The sequence below is a fragment of the Mesorhizobium sp. M0522 genome (genome assembly GCF_040321085.1).
Lineage (GTDB): Bacteria > Pseudomonadota > Alphaproteobacteria > Rhizobiales > Rhizobiaceae > Mesorhizobium.
Window position 1 is genome coordinate 1 of record NZ_JAMYQW010000044.1, and the last position, 22,199, is coordinate 22,199.

24 protein-coding genes are annotated in these 22,199 nt (G+C 64.1%); 9 read left to right on the forward strand and 15 right to left on the reverse strand.

Annotated features, from left to right (window positions below; genetic code table 11):
- Positions 1-142 precede the first annotated feature (142 nt).
- The 7 genes from NKI58_RS30505 to NKI58_RS30535 all read right to left on the reverse strand — a co-directional run bounded on the left by NKI58_RS30505 (position 143) and on the right by NKI58_RS30535 (position 9,303).
- Positions 143-1,783: an ABC transporter substrate-binding protein gene (locus NKI58_RS30505; RefSeq protein ID WP_023678945.1), complete on the reverse strand. Its 1,641-nt coding sequence runs from the start codon at positions 1,781-1,783 to the stop codon at positions 143-145.
- 321 nt (positions 1,784-2,104) lie between these two features.
- Complete coding sequence (locus tag NKI58_RS30510; RefSeq protein ID WP_352787791.1) at positions 2,105-3,097, reverse strand: alpha/beta hydrolase; 993 nt, start codon at positions 3,095-3,097, stop codon at positions 2,105-2,107.
- A 16-nt stretch (positions 3,098-3,113) separates the two neighbouring features.
- Entirely contained in the window at positions 3,114-3,791 is a 678-nt protein-coding gene (locus NKI58_RS30515) for an isochorismatase family protein (protein WP_023678943.1), read from the reverse strand.
- A 20-nt stretch (positions 3,792-3,811) separates the two neighbouring features.
- On the reverse strand, positions 3,812-5,116 hold the full coding sequence (locus NKI58_RS30520) for a M24 family metallopeptidase (RefSeq protein WP_352787788.1): 1,305 nt from the start codon (positions 5,114-5,116) through the stop codon (positions 3,812-3,814).
- 293 nt (positions 5,117-5,409) lie between these two features.
- On the reverse strand, positions 5,410-6,387 hold the full coding sequence (locus NKI58_RS30525; protein ID WP_352787785.1) for a GlxA family transcriptional regulator: 978 nt from the start codon (positions 6,385-6,387) through the stop codon (positions 5,410-5,412).
- A gap of 316 nt (positions 6,388-6,703) precedes the next feature.
- Positions 6,704-7,885: a cystathionine gamma-synthase gene (locus tag NKI58_RS30530; protein ID WP_352787782.1), complete on the reverse strand. Its 1,182-nt coding sequence runs from the start codon at positions 7,883-7,885 to the stop codon at positions 6,704-6,706.
- Entirely contained in the window at positions 7,882-9,303 is a 1,422-nt protein-coding gene (locus tag NKI58_RS30535) for a pyridoxal-phosphate dependent enzyme (RefSeq protein ID WP_352854179.1), read from the reverse strand. The genes NKI58_RS30530 and NKI58_RS30535 overlap by 4 nt, the downstream gene beginning before the upstream one ends.
- A 269-nt stretch (positions 9,304-9,572) precedes the next feature.
- Between NKI58_RS30535 and NKI58_RS30540 the strand changes: the two genes are divergently transcribed.
- Together NKI58_RS30540 and NKI58_RS30545 are read left to right on the forward strand one after the other, a co-directional pair.
- Positions 9,573-9,902 (forward strand): hypothetical protein, encoded by a 330-nt coding sequence (locus NKI58_RS30540; RefSeq protein WP_023718782.1) that lies wholly within the window; start codon positions 9,573-9,575, stop codon positions 9,900-9,902.
- Positions 9,899-10,546, forward strand: a complete 648-nt coding sequence (locus tag NKI58_RS30545; RefSeq protein WP_352827336.1) for a cysteine hydrolase family protein — start codon at positions 9,899-9,901, stop codon at positions 10,544-10,546. Before NKI58_RS30540 ends, NKI58_RS30545 begins: the two co-directional genes overlap by 4 nt.
- Before the next feature lie 113 nt (positions 10,547-10,659).
- Here NKI58_RS30545 and NKI58_RS30550 read toward each other — a convergent pair whose 3' ends face one another.
- The 4 genes from NKI58_RS30550 to NKI58_RS30565 all read right to left on the reverse strand — a co-directional run bounded on the left by NKI58_RS30550 (position 10,660) and on the right by NKI58_RS30565 (position 13,532).
- On the reverse strand, positions 10,660-11,013 hold the full coding sequence (locus tag NKI58_RS30550) for a winged helix-turn-helix transcriptional regulator (RefSeq protein ID WP_352570132.1): 354 nt from the start codon (positions 11,011-11,013) through the stop codon (positions 10,660-10,662).
- Between the two features lie 331 nt (positions 11,014-11,344).
- Complete coding sequence (locus tag NKI58_RS30555; RefSeq protein WP_352787773.1) at positions 11,345-12,691, reverse strand: FAD/NAD(P)-binding protein; 1,347 nt, start codon at positions 12,689-12,691, stop codon at positions 11,345-11,347.
- Positions 12,692-12,740: 49 nt separating this feature from the next.
- Entirely contained in the window at positions 12,741-13,193 is a 453-nt protein-coding gene (locus NKI58_RS30560) for an RrF2 family transcriptional regulator (protein WP_023675902.1), read from the reverse strand.
- Positions 13,194-13,340: 147 nt separating this feature from the next.
- Positions 13,341-13,532: a hypothetical protein gene (locus NKI58_RS30565; RefSeq protein ID WP_352570128.1), complete on the reverse strand. Its 192-nt coding sequence runs from the start codon at positions 13,530-13,532 to the stop codon at positions 13,341-13,343.
- Positions 13,533-13,884: 352 nt separating this feature from the next.
- On the opposite strand from NKI58_RS30565, the gene tauA reads away from it, so the two are divergent.
- The 4 genes from tauA (at position 13,885) to NKI58_RS30585 (ending at position 16,851) form a co-directional block, all read left to right on the forward strand.
- The gene (tauA, locus tag NKI58_RS30570; RefSeq protein ID WP_352854182.1) at positions 13,885-14,898 is read left to right on the forward strand and encodes a taurine ABC transporter substrate-binding protein; all 1,014 of its coding nucleotides are present in this window, start codon (positions 13,885-13,887) and stop codon (positions 14,896-14,898) included.
- Between the two features lie 108 nt (positions 14,899-15,006).
- Positions 15,007-15,780 carry a taurine ABC transporter ATP-binding protein gene (locus NKI58_RS30575; protein ID WP_352575414.1) on the forward strand — a complete coding sequence of 258 codons (774 nt, stop codon included), beginning with the start codon at positions 15,007-15,009 and terminating at the stop codon, positions 15,778-15,780.
- Positions 15,777-16,643 carry an ABC transporter permease subunit gene (locus tag NKI58_RS30580; protein ID WP_352787765.1) on the forward strand — a complete coding sequence of 289 codons (867 nt, stop codon included), beginning with the start codon at positions 15,777-15,779 and terminating at the stop codon, positions 16,641-16,643. Before NKI58_RS30575 ends, NKI58_RS30580 begins: the two co-directional genes overlap by 4 nt.
- Before the next feature lie 19 nt (positions 16,644-16,662).
- The gene (locus tag NKI58_RS30585) at positions 16,663-16,851 is read left to right on the forward strand and encodes a hypothetical protein (RefSeq protein ID WP_023675907.1); all 189 of its coding nucleotides are present in this window, start codon (positions 16,663-16,665) and stop codon (positions 16,849-16,851) included.
- A 58-nt stretch (positions 16,852-16,909) separates the two neighbouring features.
- On the opposite strand, the gene NKI58_RS30590 is transcribed toward NKI58_RS30585, so the two are convergent.
- Complete coding sequence (locus tag NKI58_RS30590; protein ID WP_352636503.1) at positions 16,910-17,095, reverse strand: hypothetical protein; 186 nt, start codon at positions 17,093-17,095, stop codon at positions 16,910-16,912.
- A 305-nt stretch (positions 17,096-17,400) separates the two neighbouring features.
- On the opposite strand from NKI58_RS30590, the gene NKI58_RS30595 reads away from it, so the two are divergent.
- The 3 genes from NKI58_RS30595 (at position 17,401) to NKI58_RS30605 (ending at position 20,126) form a co-directional block, all read left to right on the forward strand.
- Positions 17,401-17,760: a septal ring lytic transglycosylase RlpA family protein gene (locus tag NKI58_RS30595; protein WP_352575422.1), complete on the forward strand. Its 360-nt coding sequence runs from the start codon at positions 17,401-17,403 to the stop codon at positions 17,758-17,760.
- A gap of 255 nt (positions 17,761-18,015) precedes the next feature.
- Positions 18,016-19,293 (forward strand): polyhydroxyalkanoate depolymerase, encoded by a 1,278-nt coding sequence (locus NKI58_RS30600; RefSeq protein WP_352570116.1) that lies wholly within the window; start codon positions 18,016-18,018, stop codon positions 19,291-19,293.
- A gap of 215 nt (positions 19,294-19,508) precedes the next feature.
- Positions 19,509-20,126, forward strand: a complete 618-nt coding sequence (locus NKI58_RS30605) for a transglutaminase-like cysteine peptidase (RefSeq protein ID WP_023675911.1) — start codon at positions 19,509-19,511, stop codon at positions 20,124-20,126.
- A gap of 9 nt (positions 20,127-20,135) precedes the next feature.
- Here NKI58_RS30605 and NKI58_RS30610 read toward each other — a convergent pair whose 3' ends face one another.
- The 3 genes from NKI58_RS30610 to mltA are packed head-to-tail and all read right to left on the reverse strand — an operon-like array spanning position 20,136 to position 22,197.
- A complete protein-coding gene (locus NKI58_RS30610) occupies positions 20,136-20,504 on the reverse strand; it encodes a helix-turn-helix domain-containing protein (protein WP_023675912.1) in 369 nt (122 codons plus the stop codon).
- A 53-nt stretch (positions 20,505-20,557) separates the two neighbouring features.
- Entirely contained in the window at positions 20,558-21,094 is a 537-nt protein-coding gene (locus tag NKI58_RS30615) for a Smr/MutS family protein (RefSeq protein ID WP_023675913.1), read from the reverse strand.
- Complete coding sequence (mltA, locus tag NKI58_RS30620; protein ID WP_352787758.1) at positions 21,091-22,197, reverse strand: murein transglycosylase A; 1,107 nt, start codon at positions 22,195-22,197, stop codon at positions 21,091-21,093. The genes NKI58_RS30615 and mltA overlap by 4 nt, the downstream gene beginning before the upstream one ends.
- Positions 22,198-22,199: the final 2 nt, after the last annotated feature.

Below are 22,199 nucleotides of genomic sequence, written 5' to 3' on the forward strand. Positions count from 1 at the left end.
GACCCAGAACACGATCCGCCATCCCGAATCTCCCTGCTTCGACCATCATCACAGAATCACCAATCGGCTTCTGTGCAAAGGTCTCACAAGGGGAGAAGGTGGAAGGAGCGGCGCTGGCCCCGACAATTGGTCGTCTGCAAGGCTACGCCTCGAGCCAAACCTTCTCGAAATGCTGCTCGAGCGACTGGTGCTGCTCGCAGCCATGCACGCCCTTGCGGTAGGTGCGGTAGACCGAGCGCCAGTAGGGCTGGATGATGACGCCGGAATCGCGCAGATTCTGTTCGATCTTGGCCATGAGCTCCTTGCGGGCGCCGGGATCGGGCATCGCCAGCGCCTTGTCGAGCAGACTGTCGAATTCCGGATCGGCGTAGGCGCTCTCGTTCCACGCGGCGCCAGACTTATAAGCGAGCGCCAGCACCTGGACGCCGAGCGGCCGGCCGAGCCATTCCGTGCAGGAGAAAGGATATTTGCTCCAGTCGTTCCAGAAGGTCGCGGCCGGCAGCACGGTGCGCTTGATCTTCAGCCCGGCCTCGCGCATCTGCGCGGCGATGGCGTCGCCGGTGCTCTTCTGCCAGTCGACGTCGACCGAGATGAGTTCGTATTCGTGGTCGGCCTTGCTGGCCTCGGCGAGCAGGGCCTTGGCTTGATCAATGTTGCGGACGGCCGGGCCGATATCGGCATATTCGGGATGCATCGGCCCGACATGATGGTTCTCGGCAGGCTTGCCGCGGTTGTCCATGCCGATCTTCAGCACGGCGGCATTGTCGACGGCAAGTTGGGCGGCGCGCCGCACCTTGATGTCGTCATAGGGCGGGTTGCCGACGTTGAAACGCGCCACGATGGTCGAACCGGTGGCGATCTCGGAATTGCTCAGGCCCATGGACTCGGTCTGCGCAACCGTATCGGAGGCGGTTTCGTGGTCGGTGTCGATCTCGCCCGATTCGAAGGCCGACAGCATGGCGTTGGGGTCGGAGCCGTAGTCGACCCATTTGATGCCGTCGAGGTAGAACTCGCCCTTCCACCATGGCTTGTCCTTGCGGCGGACTTCGGCGCCGACCTCGGCGTCCCATGCCACGAGTTCGCAAGGCCCGGTGGTGATCGCCAATGCCTTCAGCGGATCGCCGTCGCCTTCATAGCTGCGGTGCATGATCAGCGCCGGATAGTCGGCCATGCCGGCGATCAGCGAAATGTCGGGCTTGGGCAAATTGAGCCGGACGGTGAAATCGTCGACGCGCTCGATGCCGCCGTCGACGGCCTTCTTGGTATCGGCGTTGACCAGTGCGCCCATGCGCGCGGCCACCGAATTGCCGGCGACGGACGCATCGCACCAGCGCGTCAGATTGTGGATCACGTCGTCGGCGTTGAAGGTGTCGCCGTTCGACCAGGTGATGCCCTTGCGGACATGCAGCGTCAGCACGCGGGCGTCGTCGCTGGTTTCCCAGCTCTCGAGCAGCCATGGCTCGAAGGTGAAGTCGCGCTTCCAGCGCACCAAATATTCGTTGCACTGGCGGGCGACGTTGGACATCTCGACGCCGTCGAAGGTGCGCGGATCCTTCCAGCCCTTGACGTTCATGGCGACGCGCAAGATGCCGCCGCGCTTCGGCTCCTCGGCCCTGGCCGGTGACGGCGCAAGCCCGCCGAGCGCCAGCGCGCCGGTAGCGCTGACGCCGAGCGCAGCCATGGTGGCGAGATATTCGCGCCGGTTCATCTGGCCTTTCTTGAAGCCATCGGCGACGGGCTCGGCCTGCGGATGCAGTTTTCGATCGGTCAGCATGAACTTCATTGTCGTCATTCCCCTGTTGTTGGGCACCTCTGCCGATCGCCAAACGCGGGGGACGGATGCGATCGCCGGAGCGCCATTGCCTCGGGGATGATAGGGCGAGCTCCCGTGGGGGAGTGTTCGGACTTCCGCAGTTCTTGTGCGCTGTTCCGCAAACGGAAGGTCCCCCTCACCCGGATTGCCAACCGAATTGCGAAGGGCAATTCGGGGCAATCCGACCTCTCCCCCGGGGGGAGACGAGGTCGCCAGCGTTGATGCCAGCCTCTTCTCCCCAGCGGGGAGAAGGTGGACGCGAAGCGGCCGGATGAGGGGGCCTTCGCAACCTCAGTAAGGCCAGTCGCCTTTGCCGAGCGCGGCGATGGCCGCAATGATGCGCCCGAAGGCTTCGCCGGCTCGCGGCACGGTCTTGCGGGCGCGTAGAAAGCTATGCACGAGGCGCGGCTCCTCATGCCACCAGGCGCGACCGGCGGCGGCGAGGATGCGGTCGCGATAGGCCTCGCCTTCCGAGGACAGCGGGTCGCATTGCGCGGTGACGATGACCGTCGGCGGCAGCCCGGAGAAGTCGGTGTCGCTGAGCGGCGAAAAGGTCGGGTCGTCCTGCGACTGTCCCTTCGCCGACCGGATCTGGCGATAGAACTCGATGTCGCGCAACGTCAGCAGCGGCGCTTCGGCGTGCTCGACACAGGACCCGGCGCTCTCTTTGCCAACTGGTTCCGGGCCGCCGAGCTCGGGATAGATCAGCACCTGGCCGATCGCATGGCGAGGATGGCGGCGTGTCGCCTGTGCCACCGCAGCGGCCAGATTGCCGCCGGCGCTTTCGCCGCAGAGCACTATCGGCAGGCAGGCCGTCGCCGTCGCCCATTCGAATACGGCCAGCGCATCGTCGAAGGCGGCCGGATGCAGATGCTCGGGCGCCAGCCGGTAATCGGCGGACAGCACGGCAAAGCCGGTGCCGGCGCATATCTCGGCGCAGATGTCGTCATGGCTGTCGAGCCCGCCAAGGACGAAGCCGCCGCCGTGATAATAGACAACCATCGCTTGCGGCGCCGTGCCCGCCATCTGGTAACGCCGGACCGAGATCGCACGGTCGCCGGCAGGAACCGCGCTGTCGCTGGCCTTGACGCCGGGTGGATAGGGCTCGCGAAACGCCCGGCACGTGGCATCATAGACCGCCCGCTGCCTGTCGATCGGCATGTAGACGATTTCGGGCGGATACCACTCGTTGACCCGATCGATATAGGCCCACAGCTCCGGATCGAGCAGCGTTTGGTATTTTCCGCGCCCTCTCGTTCCGGGTCGCTCGGCCTCGGTGATCATCGCTGCGCGATCCCGCTCAGAGCTCGGCGTAGAGCCGGGCAGCATTTTCATAGCTGAAGCGCAGCGGCACCGAGCCCTCGACCTGCCAGGCTTCGACCGTCTCGCCTGCCAGCAGCCGGCAGGCGCCGTCGGTGGTGGTGACGGCACCGCCATAGAGCCGGTTGGCAAGGTTGAGGATGGCCGTCTGGTGCATCGCCGTGCTGCCGCTGCCGCAGGCATCCTTGACCAGCAGCACTCGAAACCCAAGCGCCACCGCATCCTTGACGGTGGCATCGATGCAGGCCTCGGTCCAGACGCCGGCAACGACCAGCCACTCGATGCCGTCGGCCTTCAGCCGCTCGGCGGCAGGCCCCGCGCGGAAGGCGCTGGCATCGGTCTTGACCAGCATCATCTCGCCTGTCGCCGGGCCCACTTCCGCGCAGATCGCAGTCAGCGGATCGTCCTTGTCGGAAAACGCCGACTTGCCGCTGGCCTCGACCGGGTGGAACGGCCGCGCCGTGGCGAGATCGACGATATAGGCCCAGTGGTAAAGGGGCACATTGTTGGCCCGCGCCGCCTCCTGCAGCCGCTGGACGTTGGCGAGGATGTCGCCATAGCCTTCGACCAGATAGCGCTTGTCCCGCCGATGCTCCTCCTGGAGATCGATGAACACCGCCGCCACCTTGCCGCGCTTGATCGAGATCGGGCTTTTCATGCAAAACTGCCTGTCAACACTCAAACATGCCTGTCAAGGAAATCATCCTCATAGGGGAAGCGCGACAGGAGCTCGGTGCCGGTCTCGGTGATCAGGATCTCGTCTTCCAGCTTGACGCCCTCGCGGCCGCCCTTCTCGCCGATATAGCTTTCGACGCTGACCACCATGCCGGGCACGATGACACCGTCGCGGCCATAGGTCTCGTAGTCCATGGCGTGCGCTATGAACGGCGTTTCGCCATGCATGCCGACGCCGTGCATGACCGAGGTATAACGCTGGTCGACGAAGCGGTCCGGTATCTTCCAGGCCCTTTCGGCAATCGCGCGAAACGCCATGCCCGGCTTGACGACCCCGATATTGTGCTGAACCTGGTCGTGCGCCATGCGGTAGAGCGACTTCTGATAGTCCGTCGGCTTGCCCGGTCCGCAACGGAAGGTGCGCGAAAAGTCCGAATAATAGCCGTAGCAGCCGATCGTATCGGTATCGAGCGCCAAGAGTTCGCCCGGCCTGATCTTGCGGCCGCTCGCCTCGTTGAACCACGGATTGGTGCGCTGGCCCGAGGTCAGCAGCCGGGTCTCGATGAACTCGCCGCCTTGCCGGATCACCTCACCATACATGATGGCGAACAGCTCGTTTTCGGAAACGCCAGGCTTGATCGCCTCGCGCACCGCATAGACCGCAGCCTCGGCACCAGCCATCGACACCTGCAGGCATTTTACTTCCTCGGGCGTCTTGACCGCGCGCACCGCCAAAATCTCGCCCTGGCAATCCCGCACCTCGCAGCCGCGCTTTTCCAGCGCCAGTGCCTGCAGATGGCTGCAGCGGTCAAGGCCGAGCTTCATCGAGCCGCCGCCATGCGCCTTGAGCAATTCGGCGATCTCATCGGCGAACGGGCCGGCGGTCTCGTCGTCGCGGCCCGACACCGATGACCAGACCAGCTTGGACGGACGCGCCTCGTCGATCGTGTCGAGCACCATCGAGACATGGTAGCTCTGCGGATATTCGAACAACACGATCGGCCCTTCGGTGGGGATGAAGAAGTAGCGCGTCGAGTTGCGCAGGAAATAGCCGAACATGTTGCGCGAGCCGGTGGCGTAGCGCTGGTTGTAGGGGTCGAACAAAACGACGCCGCCATAGCCGGCCTCGCGCATCCAGGCGCGCAGCCTGGCCAGCCGGCCCTTGCGCAGCGCGTCGGCGTCGATGAAGGACGGCTCGGTGTCCGACAGCCACATGCCGCCGGCCGGATCCGCCGCCGCCGGATGGCGCATGCGGTCCTTGAAGTCGACATCCTCGGTGCTGTCGGGGTCAAAAACGACAATGCTCATGGGGTGCCTCCTGAAGCGGGGAAGATGAGCCATACGTCGTTCAGAGGCTGTGCGCGATACCGCAGATGTTGTGCGAAATACCGCTTGAAGTCGTTCCGTAGCGTTCTACGGCGCCCCCCTCTGTCCTGCCGGACATCTCCCCCTCAAGGGGGGAGATCGGCTCGTCATCGCCGCTTTCGTGAATTTCCACCGTCGCAGGAGGAGCGGAGCATCGAAGCTGCCAATCTCCCCCCTTGAGGGGGAGATGCCCGGTAGGGCAGAGGGGGGCGCTGTCCCGCCAACATCCGAAATACCTACTGCCTCCGCATCACCTTCGGCGCATGGCCATGCTCCTCCCGGAACGCCCGCGCAAAGCTCGACATCGAGGCGAAACCGCAGGCCAGCGCGACGTCGCGCACCATCAGCGTCGAATGCGCCAAGAGGTCGGCGGCACGCTTCAGCCGCAGGCGGCGGTAATAGCCGTTGGGCGAGATACTGAGTTCGGAGCGGAAATTCCGTTCGAGCTTATCGGAGGAGACACCAAGTCGCCCCGCCAGTTCCGCCATGCCGAGCCGCTCCTCCACCGCATCCTCCATGATGGCGATGGCCGACAGCACCAGTTCGTTCTGCACGCCGGTCCGCAGCCTGAGCGGCATCAGCTTGCGGTCGACGCTGGAGCGTAGCGGGCTGTGCACAAACCATTCGGCGACGCCGGCGGCCAGTTCGGCGCCATAATCGCTGGTGATGATCTCCAGCATCATGTCGAGGCTGCCGACGCCACCGGCCGAAGTGAAGCGCTTGCGGTCGATGACGTAGAGATCGCGCCTCAGCTCGATATCCGGAAACGCCTCGGTGAAGGCGGCCTGGCTGGTCCAGTGCAAGGTGCAGGCATGGCCGTCGAGCAGGCCCGCCCGCGCCAGGAAGAAGGCAGCGTCCGCCACCGCGCCGATATGGGCGCCGTCGCGCAGGCTCCTGCGGATCCAGCTCACCGCATCGTGCGCGACGAGATGATCGGCATCGCCGCCCGAGCAGACGACGATGCGATCGACCTTCGGCGCGTCATGGGCGGAAAAGCCGGGCTGGATGACGACGCCGTTCGAGGCCTCCACCGGGCCTTCGGCGGCGCCGATGATGATCCAGCGATAGCAGTCCCGCTTGGCCAGCACGTTGGCGGCGCGGAGCGGCTCGATCACCGAGCTGAACGCCATCATCGGAAAGCCGGGGAAGACGAGGATGGCGAAGGTGAGCGGGGTATCGCTTGCCGTCGGTTGGTTGCGTTGTCGGTTGTTCATAGCTTCCGGAGCCAGGCAGCAAGGTGGATCAGGAAGCTACAATTCTGCCAGATGGCGCCAAGGTCAACGGAATAGAATGTAAGACACATGGATATGGATGCAGAATAAGCGCCGCTCGTTGGCGATCCTTCACGCCCCCTCTGTCCTGCCGGACATCTCCCCCACAAGCGGGGAGATCGGCAGCTTCGCCGTCCCGTCCGTGTTTCAGGTTGGCGAAAGCGCAAGATGACGGCCAATCTCCCCCCTCGTGGCCGAGATGCCCGGTAGGGCAGAGGGCACTGTCCTGCCGACGTCTCGCAGGTTCTTGTTGCCGGGCTCAGCTCGCCAGCGCCTGATCCAAATCCGCGATCAGATCGTCGCCATCCTCGATCCCGGCCGACAAGCGCACCAGCGAATCCGAAATCCCGATCTCGGCGCGTTTTTTCGCCGGGATCGAGCCGTGCGTCATCAGCGCCGGGTGCTCGATCAGGCTTTCGACGCCGCCGAGGCTTTCGGCCAGCGTGAACAGTTGCGTATGTTCGAGGAAGCGTTTGGTGCCGGCGAGGTCGCGGTCGAGCTCGACCGTGATCATGCCGCCGAAGGCGTGCATCTGCCGCCTGGCGATGGCGTGCTGCGGATGGCTGGGCAGGCCGGGATAGATGACACGGCGGATGTCGGGACGGCTTTCCAGCCAGTGCGCGATCTTCTGGCCGTTCGACGAATGACGCTCCATCCTCAGCGCCAGCGTCTTCAAGCCGCGCAGCGCCAGGAAACTGTCGAACGGCCCGGAAATGGCACCGATGGCGTTCTGCAGGAATTTCAGCCGGTCGGCGATATCCTTGTTGTCGCCGACCACGACGACGCCGCCGACCATGTCGGAATGGCCGTTGAGGTATTTCGTCGTCGAATGGACCACGATGTCGATGCCGAGCTCCAGCGGCCGCTGCAGATAGGGGCTGCAGAAAGTGTTGTCGGCGACTGAGAGCACGCCTTTGCGCCTGGCAAGTGCTGCGACGCCTTCGAGGTCGACGACACGCAGCAGCGGGTTGGTCGGCGTCTCGACCCAGAGCATTTTGGTTTCCGGGCGGATCGCCGCCTCGACCGCGGCAAGGTCGGTGAAGTCGACGAAGTCGACCTGCAAATTGGCCGAGCGCTTGCGCACCCGTTCCAGCAGCCGGAACGTGCCGCCATAGATGTCGTCGGTCGCGACGATATGCGCGCCTGAATCGAGCAATTCGAAAATGGTTGCGATCGCCGCCAGCCCCGAAGCGAAGGCGAAGGCGGCTGTGCCGCTTTCGAGGTCGGCCACCGCGCGCTCGAAGGCGAAGCGGGTCGGGTTCTGGCTGCGGGCATATTCAAAGCCCTTGTGCACGCCCGGGCTCTGCTGACCGTAGGTCGAAGTGGCATAGATCGGTACCATCACCGCGCCCGTCGTCGGGTCGTGGCTCTGGCCGCCATGGATGGTGCGCGTAGAGAAGGCGAGGCGGTTTTTGCCCGATACGGTGGCTTTGACGGTCATCGGGCGCGCCTCAGATGGTTGATCAGGTCGATGCGTGTTATCAGGCCGATGAATTCGTCGCCGTCGAAGACGATGGCGACCTCGTTGCGATCGAAGACCGGCAGCAACGCGTCCAGCGTCTGGCTGGCTTGCAGCGTGTGCAGGGTAGAGGTCATAGCCGTACTGACCGGGGCCTTGAAGCGGTCCCAGCGGCTGTCATAGGGGCCTTCGACCTTGGCGAGGATATCGCTTTCGTCGATGATGCCGACGAGCTTGCCCTCGTCCAGCACCGGCAGCTGCGAGACATCCGATCGGCGCATGCGGCCATAGGCGTTGAGCAGGCTTTCGTCCGGGCCGACGGACACGACATCGCCGGTGCGGAGCGTGCGCATGACCAGGTCGCGCAGATCGCCATGCTGCTCCTGCTCGGCCAGGCCCTGCTCGACCAGCCAGAAATCGTCGAAGACTTTCGACAGGTACTTGTTGCCGCTGTCGCAGACGAAGGTGACGACGCGCTTCGGCACGGTCTGCTCGCGGCAATAGCGAAGCGCTGCCGAAAGCAGCGTACCGGACGACGAGCCGGCGAGAATGCCTTCCTTCGAAAGCAGGTCGCGCACCGCAAGCATGCTCTGCTTGTCGGGGATGGAATAGGCCTTCCTGACCAGCGACAGATCGGCATTGGGCGGCACGAAATCCTCGCCGATGCCTTCGACGGTCCAGCTTCCGGCCTCTACCATCTTGCCGGTCTTGATCAACGGTGCCAGCACCGAGCCGACCGGATCGGCCAAAATCATCTCGGTCTTCGGCGAGACTTTCGCAAAATAACGGCCGAGCCCGGTCAGCGTGCCGCCGGAGCCGACGCCGACGACCACCGCATCGACATCGCCTCCGAGCTGTTGAAAGATTTCCGGCCCGGTCGTGGTTTCGTGGGCCAGCGGATTGGCCGGGTCAAACTGGTTGGCGTAGAAGGCGCCGGGCAACTCGGCGGCGATCTTTTCGGCCATGTCCTGATAATATTCGGCATGGCCCTTGCCGACATCGGAACGCGTCATGCGCACTTCCGCGCCGAGCGCCCGCAGATGCTGGATTTTTTCGCGCGACATCTTGTCGGGCACGACGAGGATGATGCGGTAGCCCTTGGGGATGCCTACCTGGGCGAGGCCAAGACCGGTATTGCCAGCAGTCGCCTCCACGATGGTGCCGCCGCGCTTCAGTCTGCCCTGTTTTTCGGCGGCGGCAATCATCGACAGCGCGATGCGGTCCTTGATCGAGCCGCCGGGATTCTGGCTTTCGAGCTTGATGAACAGCCGGCACTTGCCGATGTCGAATTTGGTCAGCTCGACGACGGGTGTCTGCCCGATCAGGTCGAGAACCGAGGCATAGGGCGGGCGCAGGCGGGACGATGCATCGTCCGGTGCCACGATCTTGTGCTTGCTCATGTCAGATGCTCCGTTGCCAGAATGAGCAACCGCCCTGGAAGACGGCAACCTACCGTCTTTTCCAGCCGTTTGCAGTTGGAAAGAAGATAGATCGTGCCAATCCGGCCGCCAGCAGGGGAATGGAATTTCGCGAAAGCTTCGCCGGCCTGCAGGCAGGGCAAAAGATTTGCAGAACCCGCCTGGGGCTAAACGCACCATCTCGTTCGTTGCCGCCGCCGATTCCGCCATGCTACCCGGCGCTGGGCGAACAGCAATGCAAGGAATGGCCGATGAAGATTCTTGCCTATGACAATTTCAAGCCCGGCGTCACGCTCGACGATTTGCGGCCTTATCTGCGCGACGAAGTGTCGAATGTCTGGCGGCTCTGGAAGGCGGGGATCGTGCGCGAGAATTATGCGCGCGGCGATATTGGCGGCGTCATCATCGTCTTCGAACTCGACAGCGTCGCGGAAGCGAGGCGCTACACCGAGGACTTCCCGCTGTCAAAGGCCGGGCTGCTGGAATGGCACTTCATCGCCTTCGACGCGCCATTGCCGCTTGAATTCCTGTTCGATCCGACGGTCGATATCGCCAAGCCATGGGACCGGACGGCGGCATGATCCGGGCGAGCGACGGGATCGAACTCCCGGCCAGCCTGGCTGAGTGGTGCGATCCGCGCCGCACGGCGCTGGTGGTCTACGACATGCAGGTCGGCATCTGTCGCCAGGTGGCCGGCGCCGCGACCATCGTCGAGTGTACCGGCACGGTGCTGGAAGCGGCGCGCGGGGCCGAAATGCGGGTGGCGTTCACGCGCCATCTGTCGCTGCCGCGCAAATGGATGGGCGCGACGCAGCTGCGCACCGCCATGGCCTGGCAGCGGCGCGACAGCCCCGACACGGTCGAGCCGTGGTTCCCGCGCGACGCCGAAGCGACGCGGATCGTGCCCGAGCTGGAACCCCGCGATGACGAGGCGGTGTTCGACAAGCTCACGATGTCGGCCTTCGATTCCACCGCGCTCGGCTTTGCCTTGCGCGATTGCGGCGTGCGCACGATAGCGCTCGCTGGCATCGCCATGGAGATCGGCATCGAGCCGACCGTTCGCCAGGCGACCGACAATGGCTTTGTCGCCATGGTAATCGAGGACGCCTGTGGCTTCGGCAACCGCGAAGCGCGCGACCGCTCGATGGCGACGCTACGCTTCCTCGGCGAAGCCGTCGTCACCGACGTCGCAAGCTTCTGCAGCGCGCTTGCCGGTGCGGGTTGAGGGCAATCGGCTTGCCGGGCGACCCACCGTTTCACGGCAACGCCGAACCGCTCCATCGCTTTGTCTTCACACATTGCGGACGGAAAACCGCTCCGCGCTTTTCCGGAATTGATCTAGGTGGTGGCTGCGCTGTCGGTGCGAAAACGCACGCCCTCGGCGCGGCCGTGCACGCTGCCCCAGTCATAGAGTGCCTGGAGCGCAGCGGCGAGATCACCGCCGCGACCGGTCAAGGCGTAGCGCCCCTTGCCGTCGGGCGACGTCTCGAGCGTGACGAAGCCGATCTCGACAAGCTCGGCCAGGCGCTGCGTCAGCATCTTGTCCGAGAGCGAGGGGATCAGCCGGCGCAGGTCGGAATAGCGCATCGGCTGTTCCTTGATGCGCGCCAGGATCACCGTCTTCCATTTGCCGCCGAGCGCGTCGAGCGCGAACTCGACCGGACAGCCGTAGAGTCTTCCGCGTTGGGTCATGCGCCATGGTAGGCAAGGCACGGTGACGACGAAAGCAGAATTTGCCCGGCCATCTGGCCAGGGTCGCGGCTCACGGCCTCGCCGACTACAAAATCCATGGAGGAGAACGAAGACGAGCGTGCGCGACACCAATCCGGTCAATGCGAGACGGCCGAAACGTGTGGCGTCATCGCCTGGCTGTCTCGACCACCACGGGCTGGCTGGTCGGCTTCTGGTGGAGCGAGCTCCCGCACCCCTGGTTCGCCTTCACCGAACGCGGCTCCGCAGTCGAGATCTTTTCACCCGACGACAGCGGTCTTGCATCCGAGATCGCGTCGAGACAGAGGCAGCCTCATCCGAGCAAGCGCTTGCTCAGCCGCGCGCACTGCACGCGAATATCGGGAATGGCGTCGATTTCGAAGAAGGTGCCGCGCGTCAGTGGCCCGACGGCGAGGATCTTGGCGAATACCGTGCCGTCGCCGGCGATGACCTCGCAGTTCGCGGTCACGTCGAGGCCGAGGCGCAGCGGGTCCGGCCGTGCCAGCCCACGCTCGACCAGCGACCGCACCACGCTGTTCGAGGTGGTCGAGATGTCCCTGGCGATGCCTGTGCAATCATAGATGCGGGTGACGTCGAACCTTTCGAGCTGCTGCGTGTGGCGCGACTGGACCTGTACGCTGAAGCCGTCGCCGGCGGCGATCTCGACGACGCGCCCGGCGACAAGGCGGATGCGGCCCGCTTGCACCGCCTGGGCAACGCGGGCGTAGACTTCCGGCGCCATGCGATGGCGGTGGATGTCCCACCAGGCCTTGGTGTGCTCGACGAAGCGGCGCTTGGCCGAGGACGGCCAGTTCTGCCAGATCTTCTGGTTGAAGGGTCTCAGACCGTCGACGACGTCGCGCCAGTCGATGCCGGCCTTCTGGTTTTCCCGGATCAGGTCGCGGAACCAGCCGACGAAATAGGAAAGCTGGGTGCCGAGCGGAATGTCGGCGACGTCGAGCTTGATCGGATTGCCCTTGCGATGCGGCGAAGGCAGCAGGCCGCGCCGCGACACCGCGACGATCACGCCGCGGTGGCCGCGCTGCTCGAGCGACAGGAAGGCATCGACCATGCTCAAGCCCGTGCCCAGCACCAGGACTCGGGCTTCGGGATCGAGCGCAGTATCCGTCTCGGACCCCATCCTGATCGCATGCCCCTGCCCCGCCCCCGGCTCTTCGTCGTGGCCGGTGGCGAGCACGGCAAGATGCGCAACCACGCTGGTGCCGTTGGCCAGCGCCACTTCGACGCCTGACGCGGTCGGCGAGATCGACAGGCTCTCCTCGCGGATCAGGCGCAGCCGGCCCGTCTGCTGCTCACGCGCCTCGAGCTCGTCGAGCAGCTCCTTGAGATAGCGGGCGTAGACGCTGCGCGGCGCATAGACCGGCGCCTGTTCCGGCGTCGCTATGCCGCGTTCAAGCAGCCAGCGCGAGAAATTGCCGGGATCGTCGGCATAGGCGCTCATGCCCGACGCGCTGACATTCAGCACATGCGCCGACAGCAGCGTTGAATAGGCCATGCCTTGCCCAAAATGCGGGCGTTTTTCGATCAGGCTGACGCGGAGATCGGGATTGGGCGACTTCAGCAGATGCGCGGCAAGCACGACGCCGCTGGCACCGCCGCCGACAATGATGATCGAACTTGGCGTAGCGCGCACGGTCATGCGCACACCGGCTGTCCTGGCGATCGTCGCCGGCTCAGGAGAGATTGGTTCAGGCCTGGATTTTCAACGCCGCCGAAAAATCCTCGTCGCCGGCGATGTCGCGCATTTCGGCGAGGCTGCGCTGGTCCAGCACCTCGGCGATGGCCTGCCGGACCTCCAGCATCAGGTGTCGGACTTGGCATGTCGCCTCGTTGCAGTCTTCGCAGCGCTGATACTGGGTGCGGCTGGCGCAAGGAATGGGGGCAAGCGGTCCGTCGAGCACGCGCACGACGTGGCCGACCTTGATCTCGTCCGCCGGGCGTGCCAGCCGGTAGCCGCCCTCCTTGCCCTTGCGGCTCTGAACGAAACCGGCATTGCGCAATTCGCCAAGGATGGCATCGAGGAACTTCTTCGGAATATTGTTTCCTGTGGCGATGTCGTTGACGAAGGCGAGCTGTCCAACCGGGAGGCGTGCCAGATGGACGAGCGCCTTGAGGCCGTATTTACCTTTTTTCGTGAGCATAACCCGAACGTTTCTCTGTCATGCGATGGCGCAAGGCCACCGGTTGCGAAACGCCTGGCGTGCCTCCCCGCCGCGTCCAAGCTGTCACTACAGATAAATTCTAGTGACATGATATACAAGCCGAGAAACGTTGATTTTGCTTCGTTTTCACGCCGCAATGGCCATTTTGGCCGGGGCTTGTGCTTTTGGAAGCACAGAAGCCGCCGCCAATGGCGTACCGCCAAACTGGCCGGCGGCAGGAATGTCCCCATCGGCGAGAATACCGACAGCAGTTTCTGCCCCTGAATTTGAAGGCCAAAGCATGCCGCGCGCGGCAACAAGGAGGGTGGCGTCGCTCATCGTCCTCTCCAATCCTTCAATGTCGATAAGGATACTAGACTTAACCGCGAACACAGGGAACTTGTTTCCAATTTCTTGGCTACTCGCAGCATGGTTTGCCGATGCAGGGGCGAAAACGGGAAAATCCTTGGTGCGCGCATGGACGACGTGGAAGAGGTTCCCCGGGCAAGGACGATGGTTCTCACCCGGGCCGTCCCGTCACCCAGAAGCGTGCGAATGTGCAACTGCCATAGCCAGATGACTTTTTCTAACAAGACCGAACCGATTGGAAGGATTTAACTCTACAAGAACGATAGAGTTAGGTGACTATGAAACGCAATCCGGGTTTTTCTCGTTTTCCAAGGAGCCTTTCATGTCCGCCATTTCGCGACGTATCGTTCTCTTGTCCTCGGCGGCCTTGGCTGGTGCGGCCTTTCTCGGCCCAGCCGATGCGCAGGACCTCAAGATCACTATCGGCTCCCAGACGGTCGTCGAACCCTCGAAGGTGCCGCAGGCCGACGGCGCCTATGAGAGCGCGACCAAGTCGACAATCGACTGGCGGAAATTCGATTCCGGCGCCGACGTGATCGCGGCGATCGCTTCCGGTTCGGTCGACATCGGTTATGTCGGCTCGAGCCCGCTGGCGGCGGCGGCGAGCCACGAGCTTCCCATCCAGACAATCTTCATTGTCGGGCTGATCGGCGAATCCGAAGCCCTTGTCGCCCGCAACGGCGCCGGCATCGAGAAGGCCGCCGACCTTGCCGGCAAGAAGGTGGCGGTGCCCTTCGTTTCGACGACGCATTACAGCCTGCTTGCCGCGCTGAAGCATGAGGGTGTCGACCCGAAGTCGGTCGATATTCTCAATCTACGGCCACCGGAGATCGCGGCGGCATGGGCGCGCGGCGACATCGACGCCGCCTATGTCTGGGATCCGGCACTCGGCCAGATCAAGACGACGGGCAAGGTCGTGCTGGATTCCTCCCAGGTCGCCGCCTGGGGCGCGCCGACCTTCGACGCCTGGATCGTGCGCACCGACTTCGCCGAAAGGAACCCGGAAGCGGTGCGCGACTTCGTCAAAGTGACGGGCGCTGCCTATGCCGACTTCCTGGCCAAGCCGGATCAATGGTCGGTGTCCTCGCCGCAAGCGGCCAAGATCGCCAGGATCACCGGGGCCAAGCTCGAAGACGTGCCGCAACTGCTGAGGGGCTATGTCTTCCCGACGCTCGAGGAGCAGGCCTCGGACAAGTTCCTCGGTGGCGGCACGGTCAAGGCGGTCGAGGCGACATCGGCCTTCCTCAAGGAGCAGGGCAAGATTGACGCCGTGCTGCCGGATTATTCGAAATACGTGTCGTCGAAATATGTCAGCGAAGCGCTTGCCTCGAACTGACGCCAACGCGCGCGGTTCTCCTTCCCTGACGCCGCGTGCTCCCTGCCCCGAACCGCTTGCGAGGAGCGGCTTCGGGGCAGACAGATTCGGAATATCGGCGAGGTTCCCATGACGCATCTCGTGCTCGACAAGGTCTCGGTCCACTATGACGGTCAGCCGGCGCCGGCGGTCGAAAATGTGTCGATTGAAATCGCCAAGGATGACTTCGTTGTCCTGGTCGGCCGCTCCGGCTGCGGCAAGACCTCGTTGCTCAACGTCGCTGCGGGCTTGGTCGAGCCTGTGCGCGGACGCGCCACGATTGGCGGCAGGCCGGTCACGGCGCCAGGCTCTGACCGCGCCGTCGTGTTCCAGAACGACGCGCTGTTTCCGTGGCTGACCGCGCGGGAAAATGTCGCCTTTGCGCTCAGGCTGCGCGGTGTCAGGGCGGCTGAACGGGCGCGGCGCGCCGACAAGCTTCTGGCCCTGGTGAAGCTCGACGGCGCCGGCGATAAGCGCATCTGGGAGCTTTCCGGCGGCATGCGCCAGCGGGTCGGCCTGGCCCGGGCGCTGGCGGCCGAGCCGCAATTCCTGCTGCTCGACGAGCCGCTGGGCGCGCTCGATGCGCTGACACGCGAACGCATGCAGACAACGCTGCTCGATCTGTGGACGGCAAGCCAGGTCGGCGTGCTGATGGTCACGCACGGCATCGACGAAGCGCTGGTTCTTGCCACCCGCATCATTGTGCTCGCTCCCGGCCCTGGCCGGGTGGTGCGGAGCTTCGAGACCGGCTTCAGCCGGCGCTATGCAGCCGGCGAGGCCATTCGCAGCATCAAGGCCGATCCCGCCTTCGCCGCGGCGCGCGGCGAGCTGACCGACGCGATCTTCGAAGGGGAGGCAGCATGACCGTTACCTCCTATACCGAGCGGCCGCAGCGCTCCAAGGTCGACGACGGAGCCGACGGGTTGTCGGTGCCATGGTCGCGGCCGCGGCCGAGACGCAGCCGCGTTTCGGCCCGCGTGGTCAGCGCAATCACCATTCTGGTGGTGCTGGCGGCGTGGACGGTATCGGCCCGCCTGCAATTGGTGTCGCCGGTTTTCCTGCCGTCGCCTGTCGCAGTCTGGAACAAATTTGTCGTCGTCGCCCGTGACGGCTTTGTCGACGCGACGCTGCTCCAGCATATTGCCGCCAGCCTGTGGCGGGTGTTTGCAGCGCTGATCGCGGCCGTTTTGGTCGGCGTTCCCATCGGGCTGGCTATCGGCATCAGCACGATCGGGCGCGGCATCTTCGATCCGCTGCTCGAATTCCTGCGGCCGATCCCGCCGCTGGCCTATCTGCCGCTGATCATTATCTGGTTCGGCATTGGCGAGCCGTCCAAGATCCTGGTGATTGGCATTGCGATGCTGGCGCCGGTTGCGCTGTCGACGGCATCGGGTGTTCGCGGCGTATCGAAGGACCGCATCAATGCAGCGCGCTCACTTGGCGCCACGCGGCGCCAAGTGATCAGGCACGTGATCCTACCCAGCGCGCTGCCTTCGATCCTGACCGGTCTGCGCATCGCGCTTGGCGCCGGCTGGTCGACGCTGGTCGCCGCCGAGCTGGTGGCCGCGACGCGCGGGCTTGGCTTCATGATCCAGTCCGCTGCCCAGTTCCTCGTCACCGACGTGGTGGTGATGGGCATCCTGGTGATCGCGGCCATTGCCTTCGTGCTCGAATTCATCATCCGCAGGATCGAGCGGGTGCTCGTCCCGTGGGCGGGGCGGGAGTAACCGGACCGGAGACGTGACGATGCCCCATTCCACCGCTGTACTGTTTGCGCATTTCGGCCATTGGCTCCGCCTGATCAAGGCCGGAGACAAACAGCCGCCTGACGGCGAACGCAAAACGCCGACGCCGGTGCATCTGGACGCGGAGCGCAACCGCCTGCCACCGCGCGACGAAAGTTTCTACTGGGGCTGGCAATACTGGTCGCGGTGACCGACTGCCACGGTCCGCTGTGTGCTGCTCCGGCGAATGCCTGAGCATCGACGCCTGCTCAACCACGCGAGCGGTTCGCCCAGGCCAGCCCGGCCAGGCCAACCAGCGCGGTGACGATGCCGACATAGAGCCATTGCGACAGGCCGGTCATGAAGCTGCCACCGATAAGGCCGATGCCTTGCAATGACCACAGCACGCCGGTGGCGAGCACAATCAAGGCCAGCAGATTTTTGATCAATCTCATTGCTGAAACTCCTTTCCAAGTCGATCGTCAGCCGCGTTCCGGCCGGAATGGAACAGCTAAAAGAAGCGGTTCGGTCACGCCAACTTCTACTTAGATGCTAACCTCTGATCCTGCGCAAGACATGCGGAGATCGGTGCAAAGATCATCAAAGAAGCTGTGTCGTGCTGCGGAAACTCTCTGACAAATTGTTTCGCGCCGACTCCAAACGTGTAACATTGTCATGGAACCGACAGATCATTGCCGCATTTGCTGCCTCATTCGCCCCTAACCGCTGCGGGTCTGTCAACGGAGCCAGTCCCCAACACATGAACAAAAGCAACCGGACCGCGCTTGTCGCGGCCACTATCGCGGCTGGCCTGATGGTCGGCGCATCCAGTGCCAGCGCCGCCGCGCAGTGCGGCCGTGCCTCCTGGTACTCACTGCATTCCAGAACCGCTTCCGGCGAACGCATGAACCCGTCGGCGCTGACCGCAGCGCATCGCAGCCTGCCGTTCGGCACCAGGCTGAAGGTGACCAACCGCAACAATGGCCGCAGCGTCGTCGTGCGTATCAACGACCGCGGCCCGTTTATCAGGGGCCGGATGCTCGATCTGTCGAAGGGCGCCGCCAGCCAGCTTGGCTTCATCAGCTCGGGTCACACCGCTGTCTGCATGGCACGGGTCTAACGGCCGCCACGGCCGGACACCGCCTCCGACGCTCGTCCCCAATAGCCGTGCTGCTTGCCAGGCCTTCGCAGGTGCACATTGAGCCGGCTGTTGCCCTTCTAGGCGGATTCTCAACGCCTTGGACGAAAGAATGAGCATAAATCACGCAAGTTGACGTATTGCATCGCAGCAGATTGTTGCTAACTTCCCCGCAAGGCATTCAAGGCTCGGCGCTGCTCGTCGGCCCTTCGATCGCAGTCGGCAGCGGGGTTCTCGATGTTCTACCAGCTCTACGAACTGAACCACGCCGCCTTGCAGCCGGCCCGCCTCTATGCCGATGCGATGCGCCTGTTCTACTCCAATCCGCTCAATCCGGTTTCACACACGTCCTGGGGCCGCTCGGTTGCGGCAACGGCCGAACTGTTCGAGCGCACGACGCGCCGCTACGGCAAGCCGCAATTCGGCCTGACCAAGACCGTGGTCGACTGGAAAAACGTCGAGGTCAGCGAACGCACCGTCTGGTCGCGGCCGTTCTGCAACCTGGTTCGTTTCGAGCGCGCGGTTCCGGCCGGGCGCCGGCCGGATCCGAAGCTGTTGATCGTCGCGCCGATGTCGGGCCACTACGCGACGCTGCTGCGCGGCACGGTGGAGGCGATGCTGCCCTATGCCGACGTGCATATCACCGACTGGGTCGACGCCCGCATGGTGCCGCTGGCCGACGGCAGCTTCGATCTTGACGACTATATCGACTACATCGTCGACATGCTGCATGCGCTTGGTCCCGACACCCATGTGATGGCGGTGTGCCAGCCTTCGGTGCCGGTGCTGGCGGCGGCGGCACTGATGGAAGCCAAGGGCGATCCGTTCGTGCCCTCGACGATGACGCTGATGGGCGGGCCGATCGACACGCGCCGCAATCCGACGGCGGTCAATCTGCTGGCGCAGGAAAAGGGCATCGACTGGTTCCGCGACAACGTCATCATGCGCGCGCCCTGGCCGGTGCCGGGCTTCGGCCGCGAGGTCTATCCTGGCTTCCTGCAGCTTTCGGGGTTCATGAGCATGAACCTCGACCGCCACATCATCGCCCACAAGGACTTCTTCATGCATCTGGTGAAGCATGACGGCGACAATGCCGAGAAGCACCGCGAGTTCTACGACGAATATCTGGCGGTGATGGATCTGACGGCGGAATTCTACCTGCAGACCGTCGACACCGTGTTTGTCCGCCAGGCCTTGCCCAAGGGCAAAATGACGCATCGCGGCGTGGCGGTCGACCCTTCGGCGATCCGCAATGTCGCCCTGTTCACGGTCGAGGGCGAGAACGACGACATCTCCGGCCTTGGCCAGACCAAGGCGGCGCACGACCTGTGCATCAACATCCCGGCCGACAGGCACGCCCATTACATGCAGCCGGCGGTCGGCCATTATGGTGTGTTCAACGGCTCGCGCTTCCGCTCCGAAATCGTGCCGCGCATCGTTGATTTCATTACCAGCTATGGCCGTCAGAACCGCGTTGCGGTGAAGCCGAAACTGGTCCGGACCGGCAAGAAATAGGCGACCAGCGATGATGCCGCGCCCGCGACCTCGCATCAGGTCGGCCAACGCTAAAATTACCGGTTGGAACCGGTGTAGTCCATCCGAGCTGTTGCACAATAGTCGCGTTGGCGCCACGCGGGTAACCATGCCGCAAAATCAATCCATCCTCATAATTGACACGGACTGTAAATACCCCTTAACGTTTCGTTAACAACAAGGGACAAGCGGGGACAATGATTTCCTCACCAATGGCGAGAACGCTGCGCCTGTGCGCGCTGGCCGGACTTACTGTGGCGGCAGGTTGGGCCGGTTCGGCCTCGGCAGCCAGCCCGATGATAACAGGTGGCCCGACCTCGCAGCCGATCGGCCATTATGATTTCTGCAAGAGCTACGCGTCCGAATGCACGATCCGCCCGAAGGATCTGTCGCCCGCCAGCCTGACCGGCTCGCTGTGGCGCAAGCTGCTCAGCGTCACGGCAAGGGTTAACGCCGCCGTCAAGCCGGAGAGCGACTTCGACATCTACGGCAAGGACGAGGTCTGGGCCTATCCCGACAAGGGCGTCGGCGATTGCGAGGACTATGTCCTGGAAAAGCGCCGTGAGCTGAACCGGCTGGGCGTCTCGTTTTCCGATCTGCTTATGACCGTCGTGCGCAAGCCGGATGGCGAAGGCCACGCCGTGCTGACGGTGCGCACCGACAAGGGCGACTACATCCTTGACAATCTGACCGACCAGGTCCGTTCCTGGGACCAGACCGGCTATCGTTTCCTCAAGCGGCAGGCGATTGACAATACCGGCCGCTGGGTCTCGATCCGCGGCGGCCAGCAGGTTCTGGTCGGCTCGGTCCAGTAACAAGGCAGCTCATTTCGGCCGTGCCAGCGCGGCGCGGATCGACGCAATGATGCGGCGAAGCTCGGCTTCGTCGAGCTTTTCAATGTTGTCGGCCAGGAGATTGGCAAGCTCGGTCGCCGCCGGGCTAAGGCCCGACGTGTCGAGCTTGACGCGCGGATGCGAGGTTTCGGCCAGCCGCGCCAGTTCCTCGGCGTCATCCCAAATGATGTTGAAATAGCCGATGATCTTCTGGATCAGCGTCCAGCTCGGCGCACCGCGGCGGCCGTGTTCCAGCGCCGAGAGATAGGCTGCGCTGACGCCGATCGCCTTGGCCATGTCCTTCTGGCTGACGCCGCGCTCGTTTCGCAGCACGCGAAGCTTTTCGCCGAACGGGGTCACAAGCGCACCTTCATGGGTGCATCCTCATAGGTGCGTCCCTCATGGGCGTGTCCTCATGAGCGCGCCCGCCGCAAGCGGATATAGAGCGCACCCGAGCCGCCATGTTTGCGGGCGGCATGGTCGTGGCTGGAGACGAGGGGCCGGAAGGCGGGTGTCGACAGCCATGACGGTACGGCGCGCCGCAAGACGCCATCACCGCCCGACGAGGAACCCTTGCCGGTGATCACAAGGACGTAGCGGATGCCGCCGGCATGCGCCCGGCACAGGAAGGAAAACAGCAGCGAATAGGCTTCGTCCTGGGTCAGGCCATGCAGGTCGACGCGGCCCTCGATCGGCAGCCGGCCCTTCGACAGCTTGTCCAGCGTCGGTTCGTCGAGTGCGTGGGAGACATGCTGCGCCTTCGGCTTTGCGGCCGTGGCAGCATTGCCCGCGACCTGTGCCGGCGGCGGCGCCTGCCTGGTCTCGTCGATCTCCGGCCCGACGTCTGGAATTTCGACGGCGGTTTTGCCCTTCAGCGGCTTTGCCGTGCGCGCCACCAGGTTCCACAGCACCCGGTCGTCCTCGCTCAGCCTGTCGATGCGCCGGGTCATCGGCCTGCTCCTGAAACCAGCGCCCGGGGGATCAGCGCATAAAAATCGGCGGCGTTGCGGATAACGCCGGCGATCTCGCCGGCCGCATCGCCCGACCCGGCAAACAGATCGCCGCGGGCCGGCCCGGTGATCGCCGAGCCGGTGTCCTGCGCGATCATCAGCCGCCGGAACGGTTTTCCGTCGAAAGCGGTCAGCGACGGCGCATCGATATGGAAGGGCGTGCCGAACGTGTGCAGCAGCCGGTCGACGGCGATCGAGCGGCCGGGTGTCAGCGCCACCTTGGCGGCAGCGATCGGGCCGAGCTCTGGGTCGTCGACGCCCATCTCGCGGAAGAAGATGTAGGAGCGGTTGCGCCAAAGGATCTCGTCGACGCGTTCCGGATGCGCCTTGAACCAGGCACGGATCGACTGCATCGTCACTTTCTCCAGCGGGATCTCGCCTTCCTCGCTCAGGATCTGGCCCGGTCCGGTAAAGCGCTGGCCGGATTTGGCGGCATAGGTGATGCGGCGAAGCCTGCCGTCGGTCATCTTGAGCCGCGCCGCGCCCTGCACGTGAATGAAGAAGGCGTCGACCTTGTCGGCGAGCCAGGCAATTTCCAGCCCTTTTTCGGCAAGCGCGCCGCATTCGATCTCGCCGCGGTCGAAATATTCGACCGGGCCGTTCGGCGCCGCACGTGCGAAGGCGAGATAGGGATCCATGCCGGAAGGACGATTGCCGTCGTCGATGTCGACAAGGTCGGGCGGGCGGGCCAGCAATGGCACCGGAAACTGCTCCGTGCGTACCGGCGAGGCGTCGACCTCCGGCTCATAAAAGCCGGTGACCAGGCCGGGACCACCATCTTCGGCATCGATAAGGGCCGGAACGAAATGGCGCTCGAAAAAGCTTCGGGCCTGCAACCGATTCGCCGGCGAAACGGTGCGCGCCTCGGCATAGGCGTCGGCAAAGCCGCTGAAATCGACGCCGAGCGCGCCGGAGCGGTAGGGTTTGGTCAGGACATGAAAGGCCGAGCGGCGAAAGGCGTCAAAGGCCGGGAGGTGGTCGTCCTCGCCCCAGCCCGGCAATTCGCCAAAGGATTTTTCGCTGAAGGTTCGAGAAAACGACACGA

What these genes read in the sequence shown, in the direction of transcription:
- NKI58_RS30505 (WP_023678945.1), bottom strand. Translation starts at nt 1,783, where the DNA reads ATGAAGTTCATGCTGACCGATCGAAAACTGCATCCGCAGGCCGAGCCC.
- NKI58_RS30510 (WP_352787791.1), bottom strand. Translation starts at nt 3,097, where the DNA reads ATGATCACCGAGGCCGAGCGACCCGGAACGAGAGGGCGCGGAAAATAC.
- NKI58_RS30515 (WP_023678943.1), bottom strand. Translation starts at nt 3,791, where the DNA reads ATGAAAAGCCCGATCTCGATCAAGCGCGGCAAGGTGGCGGCGGTGTTC.
- NKI58_RS30520 (WP_352787788.1), bottom strand. Translation starts at nt 5,116, where the DNA reads ATGAGCATTGTCGTTTTTGACCCCGACAGCACCGAGGATGTCGACTTC.
- NKI58_RS30525 (WP_352787785.1), bottom strand. Translation starts at nt 6,387, where the DNA reads ATGAACAACCGACAACGCAACCAACCGACGGCAAGCGATACCCCGCTC.
- NKI58_RS30530 (WP_352787782.1), bottom strand. Translation starts at nt 7,885, where the DNA reads ATGACCGTCAAAGCCACCGTATCGGGCAAAAACCGCCTCGCCTTCTCT.
- NKI58_RS30535 (WP_352854179.1), bottom strand. Translation starts at nt 9,303, where the DNA reads ATGAGCAAGCACAAGATCGTGGCACCGGACGATGCATCGTCCCGCCTG.
- NKI58_RS30540 (WP_023718782.1), top strand. Translation starts at nt 9,573, where the DNA reads ATGAAGATTCTTGCCTATGACAATTTCAAGCCCGGCGTCACGCTCGAC.
- NKI58_RS30545 (WP_352827336.1), top strand. Translation starts at nt 9,899, where the DNA reads ATGATCCGGGCGAGCGACGGGATCGAACTCCCGGCCAGCCTGGCTGAG.
- NKI58_RS30550 (WP_352570132.1), bottom strand. Translation starts at nt 11,013, where the DNA reads ATGACCCAACGCGGAAGACTCTACGGCTGTCCGGTCGAGTTCGCGCTC.
- NKI58_RS30555 (WP_352787773.1), bottom strand. Translation starts at nt 12,691, where the DNA reads ATGACCGTGCGCGCTACGCCAAGTTCGATCATCATTGTCGGCGGCGGT.
- NKI58_RS30560 (WP_023675902.1), bottom strand. Translation starts at nt 13,193, where the DNA reads ATGCTCACGAAAAAAGGTAAATACGGCCTCAAGGCGCTCGTCCATCTG.
- NKI58_RS30565 (WP_352570128.1), bottom strand. Translation starts at nt 13,532, where the DNA reads ATGAGCGACGCCACCCTCCTTGTTGCCGCGCGCGGCATGCTTTGGCCT.
- tauA (WP_352854182.1), top strand. Translation starts at nt 13,885, where the DNA reads ATGTCCGCCATTTCGCGACGTATCGTTCTCTTGTCCTCGGCGGCCTTG.
- NKI58_RS30575 (WP_352575414.1), top strand. Translation starts at nt 15,007, where the DNA reads ATGACGCATCTCGTGCTCGACAAGGTCTCGGTCCACTATGACGGTCAG.
- NKI58_RS30580 (WP_352787765.1), top strand. Translation starts at nt 15,777, where the DNA reads ATGACCGTTACCTCCTATACCGAGCGGCCGCAGCGCTCCAAGGTCGAC.
- NKI58_RS30585 (WP_023675907.1), top strand. Translation starts at nt 16,663, where the DNA reads ATGCCCCATTCCACCGCTGTACTGTTTGCGCATTTCGGCCATTGGCTC.
- NKI58_RS30590 (WP_352636503.1), bottom strand. Translation starts at nt 17,095, where the DNA reads ATGAGATTGATCAAAAATCTGCTGGCCTTGATTGTGCTCGCCACCGGC.
- NKI58_RS30595 (WP_352575422.1), top strand. Translation starts at nt 17,401, where the DNA reads ATGAACAAAAGCAACCGGACCGCGCTTGTCGCGGCCACTATCGCGGCT.
- NKI58_RS30600 (WP_352570116.1), top strand. Translation starts at nt 18,016, where the DNA reads ATGTTCTACCAGCTCTACGAACTGAACCACGCCGCCTTGCAGCCGGCC.
- NKI58_RS30605 (WP_023675911.1), top strand. Translation starts at nt 19,509, where the DNA reads ATGATTTCCTCACCAATGGCGAGAACGCTGCGCCTGTGCGCGCTGGCC.
- NKI58_RS30615 (WP_023675913.1), bottom strand. Translation starts at nt 21,094, where the DNA reads ATGACCCGGCGCATCGACAGGCTGAGCGAGGACGACCGGGTGCTGTGG.